This window comes from Micromonospora sp. NPDC005305 (assembly GCF_040607315.1).
Classification (GTDB): Bacteria; Actinomycetota; Actinomycetes; order Mycobacteriales; family Micromonosporaceae; genus Micromonospora.
In genome coordinates this window covers 87,887-103,130 of the sequence record NZ_JBEXGL010000012.1, presented here as the reverse complement: position 1 = coordinate 103,130, position 15,244 = coordinate 87,887, and the positions used below count along the sequence as shown (strand labels likewise).

The following is a 15,244-nucleotide window of genomic DNA, read 5'->3' as shown; positions in this document are numbered from 1 at the left end:
CTACGTGCGCAGCTCACGCACCCCGGGGTCACGGCCGTGAGCCGACGACCTCCGGGACCGGCCCGGGTCCGGCGCCGGCCGGGTGGCCCGCCCGGCGGCGACGGCGCCGGCCAGCAGCAGCACGGCGGTCAGGAGCGCCGGGGGCAGGGCGAGCACCGGACCGTGCCGGCCGGCCGCGGCGAGGGCGAGGTGCAGGCCGCCGACCAGGGTCACCCCGAGCACGGCCGCGAGCAGCGTGCCGGTGGAGACGACCGCGGAGAGCGCCGCGGCCGCGCCGGCCGGCACGACGCCGGTGAGCCGGGTGACCAGCGGGCTGAACGCGGCGGCGTGCGCCGCCCCGCCCGCCACCAGCAGCGCGCTTGCCGCCGGCCACGGCCAGCCCGCGGCGGAGAGCCCGGCCACCGCCACCACCACGGCCGCCAGCACCGGCGGGCCGGCGACCGGCAGCACCGCCCGGACCCGCTCCGGCAGCCGCGCCACCGCCAGGCCGCACAGGGCGAAACCCGCGGCGTACGGGAGGAAGGCCAGTCCCGCCGCCAGGGCCGTGAAGCCCAGCCCGTCCTGGAGCCGCAGGGTGAGCACGAACAGGAAGCCCGCGTAGCAGCCCATCACCACGCAGCAGGCGAGCAGCCCGGCCGGCACCCCGGGGTGGCGCAGCACCGCCACGTCCAGCAGCGGGGCCGCGTCGCGACGGGCGCGCCGGACCTCGTACCCGAGGAAGAGCCGCAGCCCGGCGGCGCCGGCGGCGACCGTGGCCGCCCGGACCCATCCGGGCCAGCCCAGGTCCCCGCCGAGCACCAGCGGCAGCACCAGGGTGAGCATCGCGGCGGCGAGGAGCAGCGCGCCCGGCAGGTCCAGCGGCCCGCGCCGGGGCGGGCCGGCCGGCAGGCCGGTGAACACCCGCCGCCCGGCGATCTGGAGCACCACGCCGACCGGCACGTTCACCAGGAACGCGGCCCGCCAGGTCAGGCCGCCCAGGTCGAGGGTCACCAGCAGCCCGCCGACCACCTGCCCGGCGGCCACGCCGAGGGCCAGCACCATCGAGTACGCCCCGATCGCCCGGGCCCGGCCCGCGGCCGGGACCGCCGCCTGGATCAGCGACAGCACCTGCGGCACCATGAGCGCGCCGGCGGCGCCCTGCGCGACCCGGGCCAGCACCAGCGCGGCCGGCCCCGGGGCGAGGCCGCAGGCCAGCGAGGCGAGGGTGAACCCGGCCAGGCCGAGCAGGAAGACCCGTGGGTAGCCGTGCCGGGCGCCGAGCCGGGCCCCGACCACCACGAGCACGGCGAAGGTGAGGGTGTAGCCGGCCAGTACGAGCTGCTGCACGGCCGGCGGTCCGGCCAGGTCGGCCCGGATCGCGGGCGCGGCCACCGCCGCGATCGAGGTGTCCATGGAGGCCATCGCCTGCCCGGTGAGCAGGACGGTGAGCAGGGCGGCGGTCCGGCGGGTCGACTCGGTCACGGCCGCCACCCTGCCCGCCGCGGCGGCCGGCGGTCTTGTCGATCCTTGCGGGACGGTCGTGTCGGCCGGTCGGCCTACGCTGACCGGCATGCGTACCGCCACGCCGCTGCTGGCGCAGCCCGACTTCCGGGTCGGCGTGGTGCGGTGCCGGGACGACCACACCGGCTGGTCGGCGCCCGAGCCGGCCACCGCCCACGGCCTCGTGCTGACCCGGCGGGGCGGCTTCCGCCGGGCCGGGCGCGGCGGCGCCGAGTTCGTCGAGCCGACCGTGGCCTACCTGACCGTGCCGGGTGAGGAGGAGCGCTTCGCGCACCCGGCGGGCGGGGACGACTGCACCTCGGTGCACCTGTCCGAGCGGCTGTGGCGGGAGCTGTTCGCGGAACGGCCGGTGCCGGCCGTGGTACACGTCGACGCCCGGGTGGACCTGGCCCACCGGCTGCTGCTGCGGTCGGTGGCCGACCCCGACCACGCGGCGGCCGAGCGGCTGGTCCGGCTGGTCGGCGCGGCCACCGGGCCGGCGGCGGGCGGGAGCGGGCGGGACCTGCGGCTCGTCGAGCGGGCCCGCGCCGCCCTGCACGACGGCGCGCCCGAGGCCGCCGGGCTGCTGCCGCTGGCCCGGGCACTCGGGGTGTCGCCCTACCGGCTCAGCCGGGAGTTCCAGGCCCGGGTCGGTGTGCCGCTGACCCGCTACCGCAACCGACTTCGGGTCGGGCGCCTCCTCGACCGGCTGGAGGAGGGTGCGGAGAGCCTCGCGGGGCTCGCCGTCGAGCTGGGCTTCGCCGATCAGGCCCACCTGACCCGCACGGTCCGCGCCCAGCTGGGCCACACCCCCGGCGGGCTGCGCCGGCTGCTGGGCTGACGGCGCCGGGTTTCCGCCGGGGTCCGCTGTTCGGCAAGAAGTGCCGTCCCCGGTCGCCTGCCGGCCACCTGGCGGACATCGACGGTCGCGAGGCTGCCCGGAGTCGAGAAACCGGACTCCGGGGAGGAAAACGATGGCACTGTCCCGACGTACCGTCCTGCTCAGCGGCGCGGCGCTCGGCGCGGCCGGCGCGGTGACCGGGCTGCCCGTGGCGGCCGGCGCGGCGGCGGCGGGCCCGCTGCGCCGCGACCCGTTCACCCTCGGGGTGGCCTCCGGCGACCCGGACCACGAGGGCTTCGTGCTGTGGACGCGGCTGGCCCCCGAACCGCTCGCCGGGGACGGCCTGGGCGGGATGCCGTCCCGCGTCGTGCCGGTGCACTGGGAGCTGGCCGCCGACGAGAACTTCCGGCACGTGGTCCGTCGCGGCGCCGCGGCGGCCCGGCCGGAGTCGGCGCACAGCGTGCACGTCGAGCTGGACGGGCTGCTCCCCGGCCGGGAGTACTTCTACCGGTTCCGGGCCGAGCGGTGGATCTCCCCGGTCGGGCGGACCCGCACCGCGCCGGCGCCGTGGCACCTGCCGGCCGCCCTCGCGATGGGCTTCGTCTCCTGCTCCCAATACGAGCACGGCTACTTCACCGCGTACCGCCGGCTGGCCGAGACCGAGCCGGAGCTGATCCTGCACCTCGGCGACTACCAGTACGAGTACGCGCCGGACACCTACACGGTCCCGGGCGGCAACCCGCGTGACCACGAGGGGCCGGAGACCCGGACGCTGGCCAACTACCGGCAGCGGCACGCCCAGTACAAGACCGACACCGACCTCCAGGCGGCGCACGCGGTCGCACCCTGGGTGGTGGTCTTCGACGACCACGAGGTCGAGAACAACTGGGCCGACGAGGTGCCCGAGGCGCCGGACCCGGACTTCCCGGCCCGCCGGGCGGCGGCGTTCCAGGCGTACTACGAGAACATGCCGCTGCGCCGCACCTCGATCCCGCGCGGCATCGACATGCAGCTCTACCGTCGGGTGCGCTGGGGCCGGCTGGCCACCTTCCACATGCTCGACACCCGGCAGTACCGGGACGACCAGGGCTGCGGCGACGGCTACAAGGACTGCGCGGCGGCGTACGACCCGGCCCGGTCGATCACCGGGGCCGCGCAGGAGGCGTGGCTGCTGGACGGGTTCCGGCGGTCCGAGGCCCGCTGGGACATCCTCGGCCAGCAGGTCTTCTTCGCCCAGCGGGACAACAACTCCGGCCCGCTCACGGTGACGAGCATGGACGCCTGGGACGGGTACGTGGCCTCGCGGGACCGGATCACCCGCGGCTGGGTGGCCGCCGGGGTGCGCAACCCGGTGGTCCTCACCGGCGACGTGCACGCGCACTGGGCCAGCGACCTCAAGCTGGACTACGCCGACCCGACCTCCCGCACGGTCGGCAGCGAGCTGGTCTGCTCCTCGATCACCTCCGGCGGGGACGGCGCCGACTCGGAAAGCGGCTCGCACCCGTGGCTGGGGTTCAACCCGCACCTGCGCTTCCAGAACAACCTGCGCGGCTACGTCCGGACCACGATCACCCCGGCGCAGCTCGCCGCGAACTTCGACGTGCTGCCGTACGTGAGCCGGCCGGACGCGCCCGCCCACACCCGGGCCACCTTCGTCATCGAGGACCGGGTGCCGGGCTTGAACCTGACGTACGACCGGCCACCGGCCGCGGCCCGGAGCCTGACGCCCGGGGCGGAGGCCGACCTGGGCCGGCAGACGGTCGAGTCGGAGACCGTCCGTCCCTGACCCGCTGGTGAGCGGGGTGGCCGCCCGGTCCGGGCGGCCACCCCTCCCGGTGTCGGCCTCAGCCGGGCAGGAAGGAGAAGCGGACCTGGCGGTCGGGGTTGTCGCCGTTGGTGTCGACCAGGCAGATCGACTGCCACGTGCCGAGCTGGAGCCGCCCGCCGAGCACCGGCAGGGTGGCGTACGGAGGGACGAAGGCGGGCAGCACGTGGTCCCGGCCGTGGCCGGGGGAGCCGTGCCGGTGCCGCCAGCGGTCGTCGGTGGGGAGCAGGTCGTCGAGCGCCCGCAGCAGGTCGTCGTCCGAGCCGGCGCCGGTCTCGATGATCGCCAGGCCGGCGGTGGCGTGCGGCACGAAGACGTGCAGCAGCCCGTCCCCCTGGCCGGCGACGAACCGCTCGGCCTCGCTGGTGATGTCGCGGACGGTCGGCCGGGACCCCGTCCGGACCGTGATCACCTCACTGCGCATACGGCGCATTCTGCCGCAGCCGGGCGCGCGACCGCCGCCGGTGTCGCCGCGGGCCCTCGCACAGCCCGGCCGTCGCACAAAGTTACCGGCGAGTACCTGTGTTCAGCGTCGCGTCTGGGGGAGGGAGACGTGACGACTAGCGCCACCAGGGGGCAGGATGGCGCTAGAGACCTATCCCACACAGAACCGAGGGAACGCCTGTGGCTACGGAACGCAAGCGCCCGGTGATCACCGCTGGTCTGCCGAGCCAGCTTCCGGACATCGACCCTGAAGAGACCAGCGAATGGGTCGAGTCGCTTGACGGTGTCATCGACGAGCGCGGAACCAAGCGCGCCCGCTACGTCATGCTGAGCCTGCTGGAGCGGGCCCGCGAGCGCCAGGTCGGGGTGCCGTCCCTGACCACCACCGACTACATCAACACCATCACGCCGGAGCGCGAACCGTGGTTCCCGGGTGACGAGCACGTCGAGCGGCGCCTCCGGGCCTACATCCGGTGGAACGCCGCGATGCTGGTGCACCGGGCGCAGCGGCCGGAGATCGGCGTGGGTGGCCACATCTCCACCTTCGCCAGCTCCGCGTCCCTCTACGAGGTGGGCTTCAACCACTTCTTCCGGGGCAAGGACCACCCGGGCGGCGGCGACCACATCTTCTACCAGGGCCACGCCTCCCCCGGCATGTACGCGCGGGCGTTCCTGGAGGGCCGGCTCAGCGCCGACCAGCTCGACGGCTTCCGGCAGGAGCTGTCGCACCCGGGTGGCGCCCTGCCGTCGTACCCGCACCCGCGGCTGATGCCGGACTTCTGGGAGTTCCCGACGGTGTCGATGGGCCTCGGCCCGCTGAACGCCATCTACCAGGCCCGGTTCAACCGCTACCTGCACCACCGCGGCATCAAGGACACCTCGCAGCAGCACGTCTGGGCGTTCCTGGGCGACGGTGAGATGGACGAGGTGGAGTCGCTCGGCGCGATCGGCGTGGCCGCCCGCGAGGAGCTGGACAACCTCACCTTCGTGATCAACTGCAACCTGCAGCGGCTGGACGGCCCCGTCCGCGGCAACGGCAAGGTCATGCAGGAGCTGGAGGCGTTCTTCCGGGGCGCCGGCTGGAACGTCATCAAGGTGGTCTGGGGCCGCGAGTGGGACCCGCTGCTCGCGGCGGACACCGACGGCGCGCTGGTCAACCTCATGAACACCACGCCCGACGGTGACTACCAGACCTACAAGGCCGAGTCCGGGGCGTACGTCCGGGAGCACTTCTTCGGGCGCGACCCGCGCACCCGCAAGATGGTCGAGCACCTGAGCGACGACGAGATCTGGAACCTCAAGCGGGGTGGCCACGACTACCGGAAGCTCTACGCGGCCTACAAGGCGGCCATGGAGCACACCGGCCAGCCGACGGTGATCCTGGCCAAGACGATCAAGGGCTGGACGCTGGGCTCGCACTTCGAGGCCCGCAACGCCACCCACCAGATGAAGAAGCTGACGCTGGAGGATTTGAAGCTCTTCCGCGACCGCCTCTACCTGGACATCCCGGACAAGCAGCTGGAGGAGAACCCCTACCTCCCGCCGTACTTCCACCCGGGCGAGAAGTCCGACGAGATCGAGTACCTGCACGAGCGGCGCAAGCAGCTCGGCGGTTACCTGCCCTCGCGGCGGACCAGCCACAAGACGCTGCAGATCCCGGGCCCGGAGCGGTTCGCCGACGTCAAGCGCGGCTCGGGCAAGCAGAAGGTGGCCACCACCATGGCCTTCGTCCGCCTGCTCAAGGACGTGATGAAGGACAAGGAGTTCGGCAAGCGCTGGGTGCCGATCATCCCGGACGAGGCCCGCACGTTCGGCATGGACTCGCTCTTCCCGACGGCGAAGATCTACTCGCCGCACGGGCAGCGGTACACCTCGGTGGACCGGGAGCTGTTCCTGTCGTACAAGGAGGCCACCACCGGCCAGATCCTGCACGAGGGGATCAACGAGGCCGGCTCGGTCGCCTCGTTCACCGCGGCGGGCACGTCCTACGCCACCCACGGCGAGCCGATGATCCCGATGTACATCTTCTACTCGATGTTCGGGTTCCAGCGGACCGCCGACGAGTTCTGGGCGGCGGCCGACCAGATGGCGCGGGGCTTCCTGCTCGGCGCGACGGCCGGCCGGACGACGCTCAACGGTGAGGGCCTCCAGCACGAGGACGGCCACTCGCTGCTGATCGCCGCCACCAACCCGGCCGTGGTCGCCTACGACCCGGCGTTCGCCTTCGAGATGGCGCACATCCTGGAGAGCGGCCTGCACCGGATGTACGGCGAGGCGCAGGAGAACGTCTTCTACTACCTCACCGTCTACAACGAGCCGATCTTCCAGCCGGCCGAGCCGCAGGGCGTGGACGTCGAGGGCATCGTCAAGGGCATCTACCGCTACTCGCCGGCCCCGCAGGTCGACGGGGACGCGCCGAAGGCGAACGTCCTGGCCTCCGGCACCGGCATGCAGTGGGCGCTCAAGGCCCAGCAGCTGCTCGCCGAGGACTGGGGCGTGGCCGCCGACGTCTGGTCGGTGACCTCCTGGACCGAGCTGCGCCGGGACGCGGTGGAGTGCGAGGAGCACAACCTGCTCAACCCGGGCGGCGAGCAGCGGGTGCCGTACATCCAGCGGAAGCTGGCCGACGCCGACGGCCCGAAGGTCGCGGTGAGCGACTGGATGCGCGCGGTGCCGGACCTGATCGCCCGCTGGGTGCCGGGTGACTACACCTCGCTCGGCACCGACGGCTTCGGCATGTCGGACACGCGGCACGCGCTGCGCCGCCACTTCCACGTGGACGCCGAGTCGGTGGCCGTCGCGACGCTGCGCCAGCTCGCCCTGCGCGGCGCGGTGCCGGCGCACGTGCCGGCCGAGGCCGCCAAGAAGTACGCGCTGGACGACGTCAACGCCGCCCCGGTCGGGGAGACCGGCGGCGACAGCTGACCTGTCCCGCACGAAGGGCCCGGCGCTCCCGCGCCGGGCCCTTCGTCATGTCCGGTGCGCGGCGGCCGAGGCGACGATGGCCCGGCGTCCCTGGCGGGGACGCCGGACCATCACCATCGCGGGCGACGCCGGGACAGGCTCGGTCAGCCGACGGCGGCCAGGTCGGTCAGCCGGGCCAGCGAGTCCTCCAGATCGGCGCCCACCCTGCGCAGGCCGAGCCGGAGCAGGGCGGCCTTGACGGGCCCGGCGGGCCACCGCACGACGATGAGCCGCACGACCGTCCCGCCCTCCTCCTCGTCCGGGGTCAGCTGGACGTAGATCTCGGTGCGCGCCTCGGCGCGGGCGCCGGCGCCCCGGGCCCGTTCGCGCCACCCGATCAGGGTCGGCTCCTGGTAGGCGATCACCTCGGCCTCGTGCGCCGCGCCGCGGCCGGCCTGGACCAGTTGTCGCCGGCCGAACCCCTCCCCCGAAAGGACCTCGGCCGCGCGGACCCCCGCCAGCCAGGCCGGCAACTGCTCGGCCCGCTGCACGACGTCCCAGACCGCTTCCACCGGCGCCACCACGTGCGCACTGCGCTCGACGAGGATCATGTCTATCTTTCCCCCACTTAAAACACATCCGCGATATTCGGCACTCTATGTGTAAATCGGACTTAAGCGGACGGGTTCGGAAAAGACACGCCGAAAACCCTTGCCCTGCCTGCCTTTGCGGGCCTATGGCGCGGCGACCGCCCGGGCCCTAGAGTCGCGAGCACGCTTCGCGTTTCTGGGAGGGCGAATGACGAGCGCGCCGATGCCCGAGTTCCCCGCCGGCTTCCGGTGGGGGGTGTCCACGTCCGCGTACCAGATCGAGGGGGCGGTCACCGCCGGCGGCCGCGGGCCGTCCATCTGGGACACCTTCGCCCACTCCCCGGGGCGGATCGTCGACGGCAGCACCGGCGACGAGGCGTGCGACCACTACCACCGGTACGCCGAGGACGTCGGGCTGCTGGCCCGGCTGGGGGTGTCGGCGTACCGGTTCTCCATCGCCTGGCCCCGGGTGCAACCCACCGGCACGGGCCCGGGCAACGCGGCCGGGCTGGACTTCTACGACCGGCTGGTGGACGCCCTGCTCGCCGCCGGCGTGGACCCGGTCGCCACCCTCTTCCACTGGGACCTGCCGCAGGCCCTGGAGGACGCCGGCGGCTGGCTGAACCGGGACACCGCCCACCGCTTCGCCGAGTACGCCGACCTGGTCGCCGCCCGCCTCGGCGACCGGGTGAAGCTCTGGATCACCCTCAACGAGCCGTTCGTCCACATGAGCCTCGGGCACGGCACGGGCGCGCACGCCCCGGGCCTGGTGCTGCTCTTCGACGCCTTCCCGGTGGCCCACCACCAGCTCCTCGGGCACGGCCTCGCGGTGTCCGCGCTGCGCGCCCGCAGCACCAGCCCGGTGGCCATCGCCAACAACTACTCGCCGGTGCGGCTGGCCGGGGACACCGACGCCGACCGGGCCGCCGGGGCGGCGTACGACGCGCTGCACAACCGGCTCTTCACCGACCCGCTGCTCGGCCTCGGCTATCCCGAGGAGCCGGGCTTCGACCCGGCCGTGGTCCGGGCCGGGGACCTCGACGTGATCGCCGCACCGATCGACGTGCTCGGCGTCAACTACTACAACCCGACCGGCATCCGCGCGCCCAGCGACGAGGACTCGCCGCTGCCGTTCGAGATGGTGCCGCTGGAGGGTTACCCGCGGACCGCCTTCGACTGGCCGGTGGTCCCGGACGGGCTGCGCGAACTGCTCGTCCAGCTCCACCGGCGCTACGGCGACGCGCTGCCGCCGATCCAGGTCACCGAGAGCGGCTGCGCGTACGACGACGTGCCGGACGCCGACGGCCGGGTGGCCGACCAGGACCGGATCGCGTACCTGGACGGGCACCTGCGGGCGGTGCACGAGGCGATGACCGCCGGGGTGCCGGTCACCGGGTACTTCGTCTGGTCGCTGCTGGACAACTGGGAGTGGGCCGAGGGCTTCACCAAGCGGTTCGGCCTGGTGCACGTCGACTACGCCACCCAGCGGCGCACCCCGAAGTCGTCGTACGCCTGGTTCCGGGACCTGGTCCGCCGATGACCACCGTCAACCCGACGCCGGCCTCGCTGCCGGCGGCGCTCGCCGAGCCCACCGTGCCGGTGCGGCGGAGCTGGATCGCGCTGATCTTCGCGGCCAACCTGGGCGTCTGGATGGCCTTCTTCACCCCGATCCAGGTGCTGCTGCCGCAGCAGGTGGAGCGCATCGCGCCGGGCGACAAGGAGGCCATGCTGGCGGTGGTGACCGGCCTCGGCGCGCTCGCCGCGGTGCTGGCGAACCCGCTCGCCGGGGCGCTGTCCGACCGGACCTCGCTGCGCCTGGCGAACCGGCATTTCGGCCGCCGGCACGTCTGGACCGCCACGGGCGCGGTGGCCGGCGCGCTCTTCCTGGTGGCGCTGGCCCGGCAGGACAGCATCGCCGGGGTGGCGGTGGCCTGGGTCGCCGCCCAGGTCTGCTTCAACGCCATGCTGGCCAGCCTGACCGCCGCCATCCCGGACCGGGTGCCGGTGGCGCAGCGCGGCGGCGTCTCCGGCTGGGTGGGCATCCCGCAGGCGCTCGGCCTGGTGGTCGGCGCGGTGCTGGTCACCGCCGTGGTCACCGGCAACGCCGCCGGGTACGCCGCCATCGCGCTCGCGGTGCTGCTGCTGTCCCTGCCGTTCGCGCTGCTCACCCAGGACGACCCGCTGCCCCGGGAACACCGGTCGCCGCTGCGGCCGCGCACGCTGCTCGCCTCGATGTGGATCAGCCCGCGCCGGCACCCCGACTTCGCCTGGGCCTGGTTCACCCGGTTCCTGGTGCAGACCGGCAACGCGCTGGGCACGCTCTACCTGCTCTACTTCCTCACCGACGGGGTGCGGGTGACCGACCCCGAGGGCAGCCTGCTGGTGCTGATCCTGCTCTACACGCTCGGCATGATGCTCACCGCCGTGGTGGCCGGGCGGCTCTCCGACCGCTCCGGCCGGCGCAAGGTGTTCGTGATCGTCTCCGGGCTGATCATGGCGGTGGCGGCCACGCTCCTCGCGGTGGCCCCGACCTGGCCCATGGCGATCGTCGCCGCGCTGCTGCTCGGCGCCGGCTACGGGGTCTACCTGGCGGTCGACGCCGCGCTGATCACCCAGGTGCTGCCGGCCGCCACCGACCGGGCCAAGGACCTCGGCGTGATCAACATCGCCAACTCGGCGCCGCAGGTGCTCGGCCCGGCGCTCTCCGCCCCGATCGTGGTCCACCTGGGCGGCTACCCCACCCTCTACGCGGTGACGGCGGCGGTCACCCTGGTCGGCAGCGCCCTGGTCGTCAAGATCCGCTCAGTGCCCTGACGTGTTAGGAAGGGCCCCCTTACCCCCACGAGGCGTTAAGAAGGGGCCCTTCCTTATCCGCTCGCGGGCCGCCGTAGGCTGGGGACGTGACGGTACGTGTACGCTTCGCCCCCTCCCCGACCGGAATGTTCCACGTCGGCGGCGCCCGCTCGGCCCTGCAGAACTGGATCTACGCCAAGCAGCAGGGCGGGGTGTTCGTGCTCCGCATCGAGGACACCGACGCGGCCCGCAACAAGCCCGAGTGGACCGAGGGCATCCTCTCCGCGCTCGACTGGATCGGCATCGCGCGGGGCAGCTACGAGGGCCCGTACTTCCAGTCCTCGTACGCCGGTGAGCACCGGGCCGCCGCGCAGCGGCTCCACGAGGGCGGCCGGGCGTACTACTGCGACTGCACCCGCGAGGACGTGCAGGCGCGCACCGGCTCGCAGTACCAGGGCTACGACGGCTTCTGCCGCGACCGCGGCCTGCCGCCGGGCGAGGGCCGGGCGCTGCGGTTCCGCACCCCGGACGAGGGCGAGACCGTGGTGGTCGACCTGATCCGCGGCGAGCCGACCTTCGAGAACAAGCTGATCGAGGACTTCGTCATCGCCCGGGGCGACGGCTCGCCGGTCTTCCTGCTGGCCAACGTCGTCGACGACATGACCATGGGGATCACCCACGTGATCCGGGCCGAGGAGCACCTGCCCAACACGCCGAAGCAGCAGTTGCTCTGGGACGCGCTCGGGGTCAAGCCGCCGGTCTGGGCGCACGTGCCGGTGGTGGTCAACGAGAAGCGGCAGAAGCTCTCGAAGCGGCGCGACAAGGTCGCCCTGGAGGCGTACCGGGACGAGGGCTACCTCGCCGCGGCCATGCGCAACTACCTCATGCTGCTCGGCTGGGCCCCCTCCGGCGACCGGGAGATCGTGCCCTGGTCGGTGATCGAGGAGGAGTTCCGGCTGGCGGAGGTGAACCCCTCCCCGGCGTTCTTCGACGAGAAGAAGCTGCGCGCGTTCAACGGCGACTACATCCGGGCGCTGCCGGTCGAGGAGTTCATCGCCTCCTGCCAGTCCTGGCTGACCGGCACCGACACGATCGCCCCGCCGCCGTGGCAGCCGGCGGAGTTCGACCCCGCCGCGTTCGCCGCGGTGGCCCCGTTGGCGCAGACCCGGATCGCGGTGCTCAGCGAGATCGTGCCGAACGTCGACTTCCTCTTCCTGGCCGACCCCCTGATCGACGAGGGGGCCTGGGCCAAGGCCATGAAGGAGGGCGCGGCCGACCTGCTGGACGCGGCGATCGCCGCGTTCGAGGCGCTGGAGTCCTGGGACGCCGAGTCCCTGAAGTCCACCCTGGAGGCGGTCGGCGCGGAGCGCGGCCTGAAGCTGGGCAAGGCCCAGGCCCCGGTCCGCGTCGCGGTCACCGGCCGCACCGTGGGCCTGCCGCTGTTCGAGTCGCTGGAGGTGCTCGGCCGCGACCGCACCCTGACCCGGCTGCGGGCCGCCCGGGTGCGCCTGTTCTGACCCCGGATCGCCAGGGGCCCGCCGGTCGTCCGGCGGGCCCCTTTCGCGTACGCGGGCTCAGCCCCGGGTCGACCGGCGGCGCAGCAGCAGGCCGCCGCCCAGCGCGACCAGCACCACGGCCGCGCCGGTCGCCCACAGCCACCCCGTGCCCCCGTCGTCCTCCGCCTCGTCGGCGGCCGGCGTCGGGCTCACCGCGGAGGTCGTGGGCGGGGTGCTCGGGCCGGCGCTGGTCGGGGTGGCGGTGGCCGACGGCGGGGCGGCGGCCGTGCCGGTGGTGAGGGTGAAGCGGACCTCCCCGCTGATCGGGTGGCCGTCGGCCGAGCCGACCCGGTAGGCCACGATGTAGAGGCCGGCCGCGCCCGGGGTGAACGGCACACTCACCCGCTTGCCGGCGAACGTCGATGCGCCACCGGCGGCCGGCACGTTGTCCGGCCCAGTGACTGTGATCTTCGTCGTGGCCGGCGCCGGCGAGGCGAGGAACCTGAGCTCGATCCGCTTCGGCGCGGTGGCCACCCGCGCCCCGTTCTTCGGGTCGCTGCCGGTCAGCGAGTTGTGCGCGGCCGCCGGCGCGGCCGGCAGCAGCACCGACACCCCGGCCACCACCCCGAGCACCACCGACCAGCCTCGCGCCGTACGGGCGACCCTGCCCCCCATGAGCTCCTCCATCCGGGTACGATCCGGCCGCTGATCATCGGCCGCTCTGTTGGTCGGTCGCAGATCGCACATAGTTCCAAATACTCTTCCAGCGAGTGCAACCTAGCGCCGTTCTGCGGAGTCTTTGAGGTGGACGCCGGTCCGCGCCCGGCGACCACCCCTCGGCCGACCCAGCGCGACCTGCAGCGGAAGCCACCCATCGAACGGGGCGAGGAGGCGGCGATGGTCCGGAAGGTGAGGCGGCTGCTGGCGGCCGTGGCCGGGATGGTGGTGGCGACCGCGTGCTCGCTGGCCCTCGTCGGCGCGACCCCCGCGCAGGCGGCGCCCAAACCCAAGCTCGCACCGGCCGGAGTGGACATCACCGGCCACCGGCTCGACCAGCCGCTGCAACTGCGCGCCGACACCCGGCCCGCCGAGGTGAACATGGTCGTCGACCAGGTCAAGTGGCTGGGCGCCAGCGGCCAGCAGCGCGGCCCGGCCGCCAAGGACCTCGGTCCCAAGTACACGGTCGTGCTGCTCGTCGCCGGCACGCCCACGAAGACCTACGACCTCTACCCGCTCGCCAAGGGCGGCCCCCGGGTCTACCGGCCGGCCAAGCAGCCCGACCTGAGCAAGACCCGGGCCGGCTGGTTCTTCGGCCGGCTCAACATGTCCGAGACGCTGCGCACCGCGGGAGTGCCGCTGGAGCGGCAGTTCGACACGCTCAGCGGCGGCATCGGCGGCGGCGAGCGGGTCATCCCGGAGGAGGCCCTCGACCCGGTGCAGGACATCGACGCGGCGCTCGGCGAACTCCAGCGGCTGCTGCTGCTCAACGTCGGGGTCATGGTGGTCATCACCGGCGGGCTGGCCGGCATCGCGCTGCTGGTGCGCCGCCGCACCCGCTGACCCCGAGGGCTCAGACCTCCAGCACGACCTTGCCCCGGACGTGCCCCTCCGCCACCAGGCGCTGCGCCTCGGCCGCCTCGGCCAGCGGGAACGTCCGGGCCACGTGCACGGCGAGCCGACCGGCGTCGACCAGCCCGGCCAGCACGCTCAGGTCGACCGTCGAGGGCTTCACGAAGACGTAGCTGCCGCCCAGTCGGGTGACGTGCTCCGGGTCCGCCGTGGAGATCAGCCGCGCCGGCCGGGTCAGCAGCTCGGCGGAGACATCCAGCGCGTCGCCGCCGAACAGGTCCAGCGCCACGTCCACCCCGTCGGGCGCGACCGCGCGGACCCGGTCCAGCAGGCCGTCGCCGTAGCCGACCGGCTCGGCGCCCAGCGACCGGACGAATTCGTGGTTGGCCTCGCTCGCCGTGCCGATCACCCGGCCGGCGCCGAGCGCCCGGGCCAGCTGCACCGCCAGGTGCCCCACCCCACCGGAGGCGCCGTGCACCAGCACCGTGTCACCCGCGCCGGTGCGGGCCAGCTGCAACGCCTGGTACGCGGTGAGCCCGGCCAGCGGCAGCCCACCCGCCTCGACCCAGGACGCCTGCACCGGCTTGTCGGCCAGGCACCGCTCCGGGGCCGGGACCAGCTCCGCGTACGTGCCGTGCTGCACGTCGTCGCGCCGGACGTAACCGATCACCTCGTCACCGACGGTGAAACCGGCCACCGCCGGCCCGACGGCCTCGACCACCCCGGCGGCGTCCCAGCCCGGCACCAGCGGGAAGTGGGTCGGCATCGCGGCGGCCAGGTGGCCCTCCCGGATCTTCCCGTCGACCGGGTTCACCCCGGCGGTGCGCACCCGGACGAGGACCGTGTCCGGCCCCACCGGCGGGGTGGGCAGCTCGCGCAGGGCGAGCTGGTCGACCGGGCCGTACGCGTCGATCGCGATCGCCTTCACGCAGCCCACGCTAGCCGCTGGACGGCGGCCGCGGGGTCAGCACCAGCGGCGCGGGGGCCTCTCCCGGCGGGCCGTGCGGCTGCGCGGCCGGACCGCGCCGTGCCGATGGGCGCCCGCCCAGCCGGGCAGGTCGCTGCGGCAGCCCTGTGCCGGCTCGGCCTCGGGACCGGCCGGGGGCGCCGGCTCGGCGGCCCGCTGGCGGGGCACCGGCGGCTCGTCGTCCGCGCGCTCGGGCGCCCAGCCGGCGGCCGGCTCCGGATGGGTCAGGCCCGTCCGGCGCGGGTGCTTGGCGGGCGCCGGCTGGTCGTGGTGGCCCGGCCGGCAGGGCTCACCCTGGGCGCAGCCGTGCTCGGCCTCCCCCTGCGCCATCCCGGT

General features: G+C 74.1%; 13 protein-coding genes. 7 read left to right on the top strand and 6 right to left on the bottom strand.

All coding sequences use genetic code 11. The features are described from left to right. The gene (locus ABZS80_RS21015) at positions 1–1,461 is read right to left on the bottom strand and encodes an MFS transporter (RefSeq protein WP_355058174.1); all 1,461 of its coding nucleotides are present in this window, start codon (positions 1,459–1,461) and stop codon (positions 1–3) included. An 88-nt stretch (positions 1,462–1,549) separates the two neighbouring features. Here ABZS80_RS21015 and ABZS80_RS21010 point away from each other — a divergent pair, with 88 nt between their 5' ends. Beyond that, positions 1,550–2,320, top strand: coding sequence for a helix-turn-helix domain-containing protein (locus ABZS80_RS21010; protein ID WP_355058172.1), 771 nt, complete (start codon positions 1,550–1,552; stop codon positions 2,318–2,320). 133 nt (positions 2,321–2,453) lie between these two features. After that, complete coding sequence (locus tag ABZS80_RS21005) at positions 2,454–4,106, top strand: alkaline phosphatase D family protein (RefSeq protein ID WP_355058170.1); 1,653 nt, start codon at positions 2,454–2,456, stop codon at positions 4,104–4,106. 58 nt (positions 4,107–4,164) lie between these two features. Here ABZS80_RS21005 and ABZS80_RS21000 read toward each other — a convergent pair whose 3' ends face one another. Next, positions 4,165–4,569, bottom strand: coding sequence for a secondary thiamine-phosphate synthase enzyme YjbQ (locus ABZS80_RS21000; protein WP_355058168.1), 405 nt, complete (start codon positions 4,567–4,569; stop codon positions 4,165–4,167). 200 nt (positions 4,570–4,769) lie between these two features. Between ABZS80_RS21000 and aceE the strand changes: the two genes are divergently transcribed. Then, positions 4,770–7,514, top strand: a complete 2,745-nt coding sequence (gene aceE, locus ABZS80_RS20995; RefSeq protein ID WP_355058166.1) for a pyruvate dehydrogenase (acetyl-transferring), homodimeric type — start codon at positions 4,770–4,772, stop codon at positions 7,512–7,514. A gap of 143 nt (positions 7,515–7,657) precedes the next feature. On the opposite strand, the gene ABZS80_RS20990 is transcribed toward aceE, so the two are convergent. After that, the gene (locus tag ABZS80_RS20990; RefSeq protein WP_091319671.1) at positions 7,658–8,104 is read right to left on the bottom strand and encodes an SRPBCC family protein; all 447 of its coding nucleotides are present in this window, start codon (positions 8,102–8,104) and stop codon (positions 7,658–7,660) included. Between the two features lie 187 nt (positions 8,105–8,291). Between ABZS80_RS20990 and ABZS80_RS20985 the strand changes: the two genes are divergently transcribed. From ABZS80_RS20985 to gltX, 3 genes are all read left to right on the top strand, one after another. Further along, a complete protein-coding gene (locus ABZS80_RS20985; protein WP_355058164.1) occupies positions 8,292–9,623 on the top strand; it encodes a GH1 family beta-glucosidase in 1,332 nt (443 codons plus the stop codon). Then, entirely contained in the window at positions 9,620–10,897 is a 1,278-nt protein-coding gene (locus tag ABZS80_RS20980; RefSeq protein WP_355058162.1) for an MFS transporter, read from the top strand. Before ABZS80_RS20985 ends, ABZS80_RS20980 begins: the two co-directional genes overlap by 4 nt. Positions 10,898–10,983: 86 nt before the next feature. Continuing rightward, positions 10,984–12,393: a glutamate--tRNA ligase gene (gene gltX, locus ABZS80_RS20975; RefSeq protein WP_355058160.1), complete on the top strand. Its 1,410-nt coding sequence runs from the start codon at positions 10,984–10,986 to the stop codon at positions 12,391–12,393. A gap of 57 nt (positions 12,394–12,450) precedes the next feature. Here gltX and ABZS80_RS20970 read toward each other — a convergent pair whose 3' ends face one another. Then, complete coding sequence (locus ABZS80_RS20970) at positions 12,451–13,047, bottom strand: copper resistance CopC family protein (protein WP_355058158.1); 597 nt, start codon at positions 13,045–13,047, stop codon at positions 12,451–12,453. 222 nt (positions 13,048–13,269) lie between these two features. Here ABZS80_RS20970 and ABZS80_RS20965 point away from each other — a divergent pair, with 222 nt between their 5' ends. Then, on the top strand, positions 13,270–13,932 hold the full coding sequence (locus ABZS80_RS20965; RefSeq protein ID WP_355058156.1) for a hypothetical protein: 663 nt from the start codon (positions 13,270–13,272) through the stop codon (positions 13,930–13,932). Positions 13,933–13,942: 10 nt separating this feature from the next. On the opposite strand, the gene ABZS80_RS20960 is transcribed toward ABZS80_RS20965, so the two are convergent. Both ABZS80_RS20960 and ABZS80_RS20955 read right to left on the bottom strand, forming a co-directional pair. After that, positions 13,943–14,869, bottom strand: a complete 927-nt coding sequence (locus tag ABZS80_RS20960) for an NADP-dependent oxidoreductase (protein ID WP_355058155.1) — start codon at positions 14,867–14,869, stop codon at positions 13,943–13,945. 36 nt (positions 14,870–14,905) lie between these two features. Further along, complete coding sequence (locus ABZS80_RS20955) at positions 14,906–15,238, bottom strand: hypothetical protein (protein ID WP_151463461.1); 333 nt, start codon at positions 15,236–15,238, stop codon at positions 14,906–14,908. Positions 15,239–15,244: the final 6 nt, after the last annotated feature.

Bases quoted from the DNA above. Each gene is read 5' to 3' on its own strand.
- ABZS80_RS20955 (WP_151463461.1), bottom strand. From the start codon at position 15,238: ATGGCGCAGGGGGAGGCCGAGCACGGCTGCGCCCAGGGTGAGCCCTGC.
- ABZS80_RS20965 (WP_355058156.1), top strand. From the start codon at position 13,270: ATGGTCCGGAAGGTGAGGCGGCTGCTGGCGGCCGTGGCCGGGATGGTG.
- ABZS80_RS21000 (WP_355058168.1), bottom strand. From the start codon at position 4,569: ATGCGCAGTGAGGTGATCACGGTCCGGACGGGGTCCCGGCCGACCGTC.
- ABZS80_RS20970 (WP_355058158.1), bottom strand. From the start codon at position 13,047: ATGGGGGGCAGGGTCGCCCGTACGGCGCGAGGCTGGTCGGTGGTGCTC.
- ABZS80_RS20980 (WP_355058162.1), top strand. From the start codon at position 9,620: ATGACCACCGTCAACCCGACGCCGGCCTCGCTGCCGGCGGCGCTCGCC.
- ABZS80_RS21005 (WP_355058170.1), top strand. From the start codon at position 2,454: ATGGCACTGTCCCGACGTACCGTCCTGCTCAGCGGCGCGGCGCTCGGC.
- ABZS80_RS21010 (WP_355058172.1), top strand. From the start codon at position 1,550: ATGCGTACCGCCACGCCGCTGCTGGCGCAGCCCGACTTCCGGGTCGGC.
- ABZS80_RS20985 (WP_355058164.1), top strand. From the start codon at position 8,292: ATGACGAGCGCGCCGATGCCCGAGTTCCCCGCCGGCTTCCGGTGGGGG.
- ABZS80_RS20990 (WP_091319671.1), bottom strand. From the start codon at position 8,104: ATGATCCTCGTCGAGCGCAGTGCGCACGTGGTGGCGCCGGTGGAAGCG.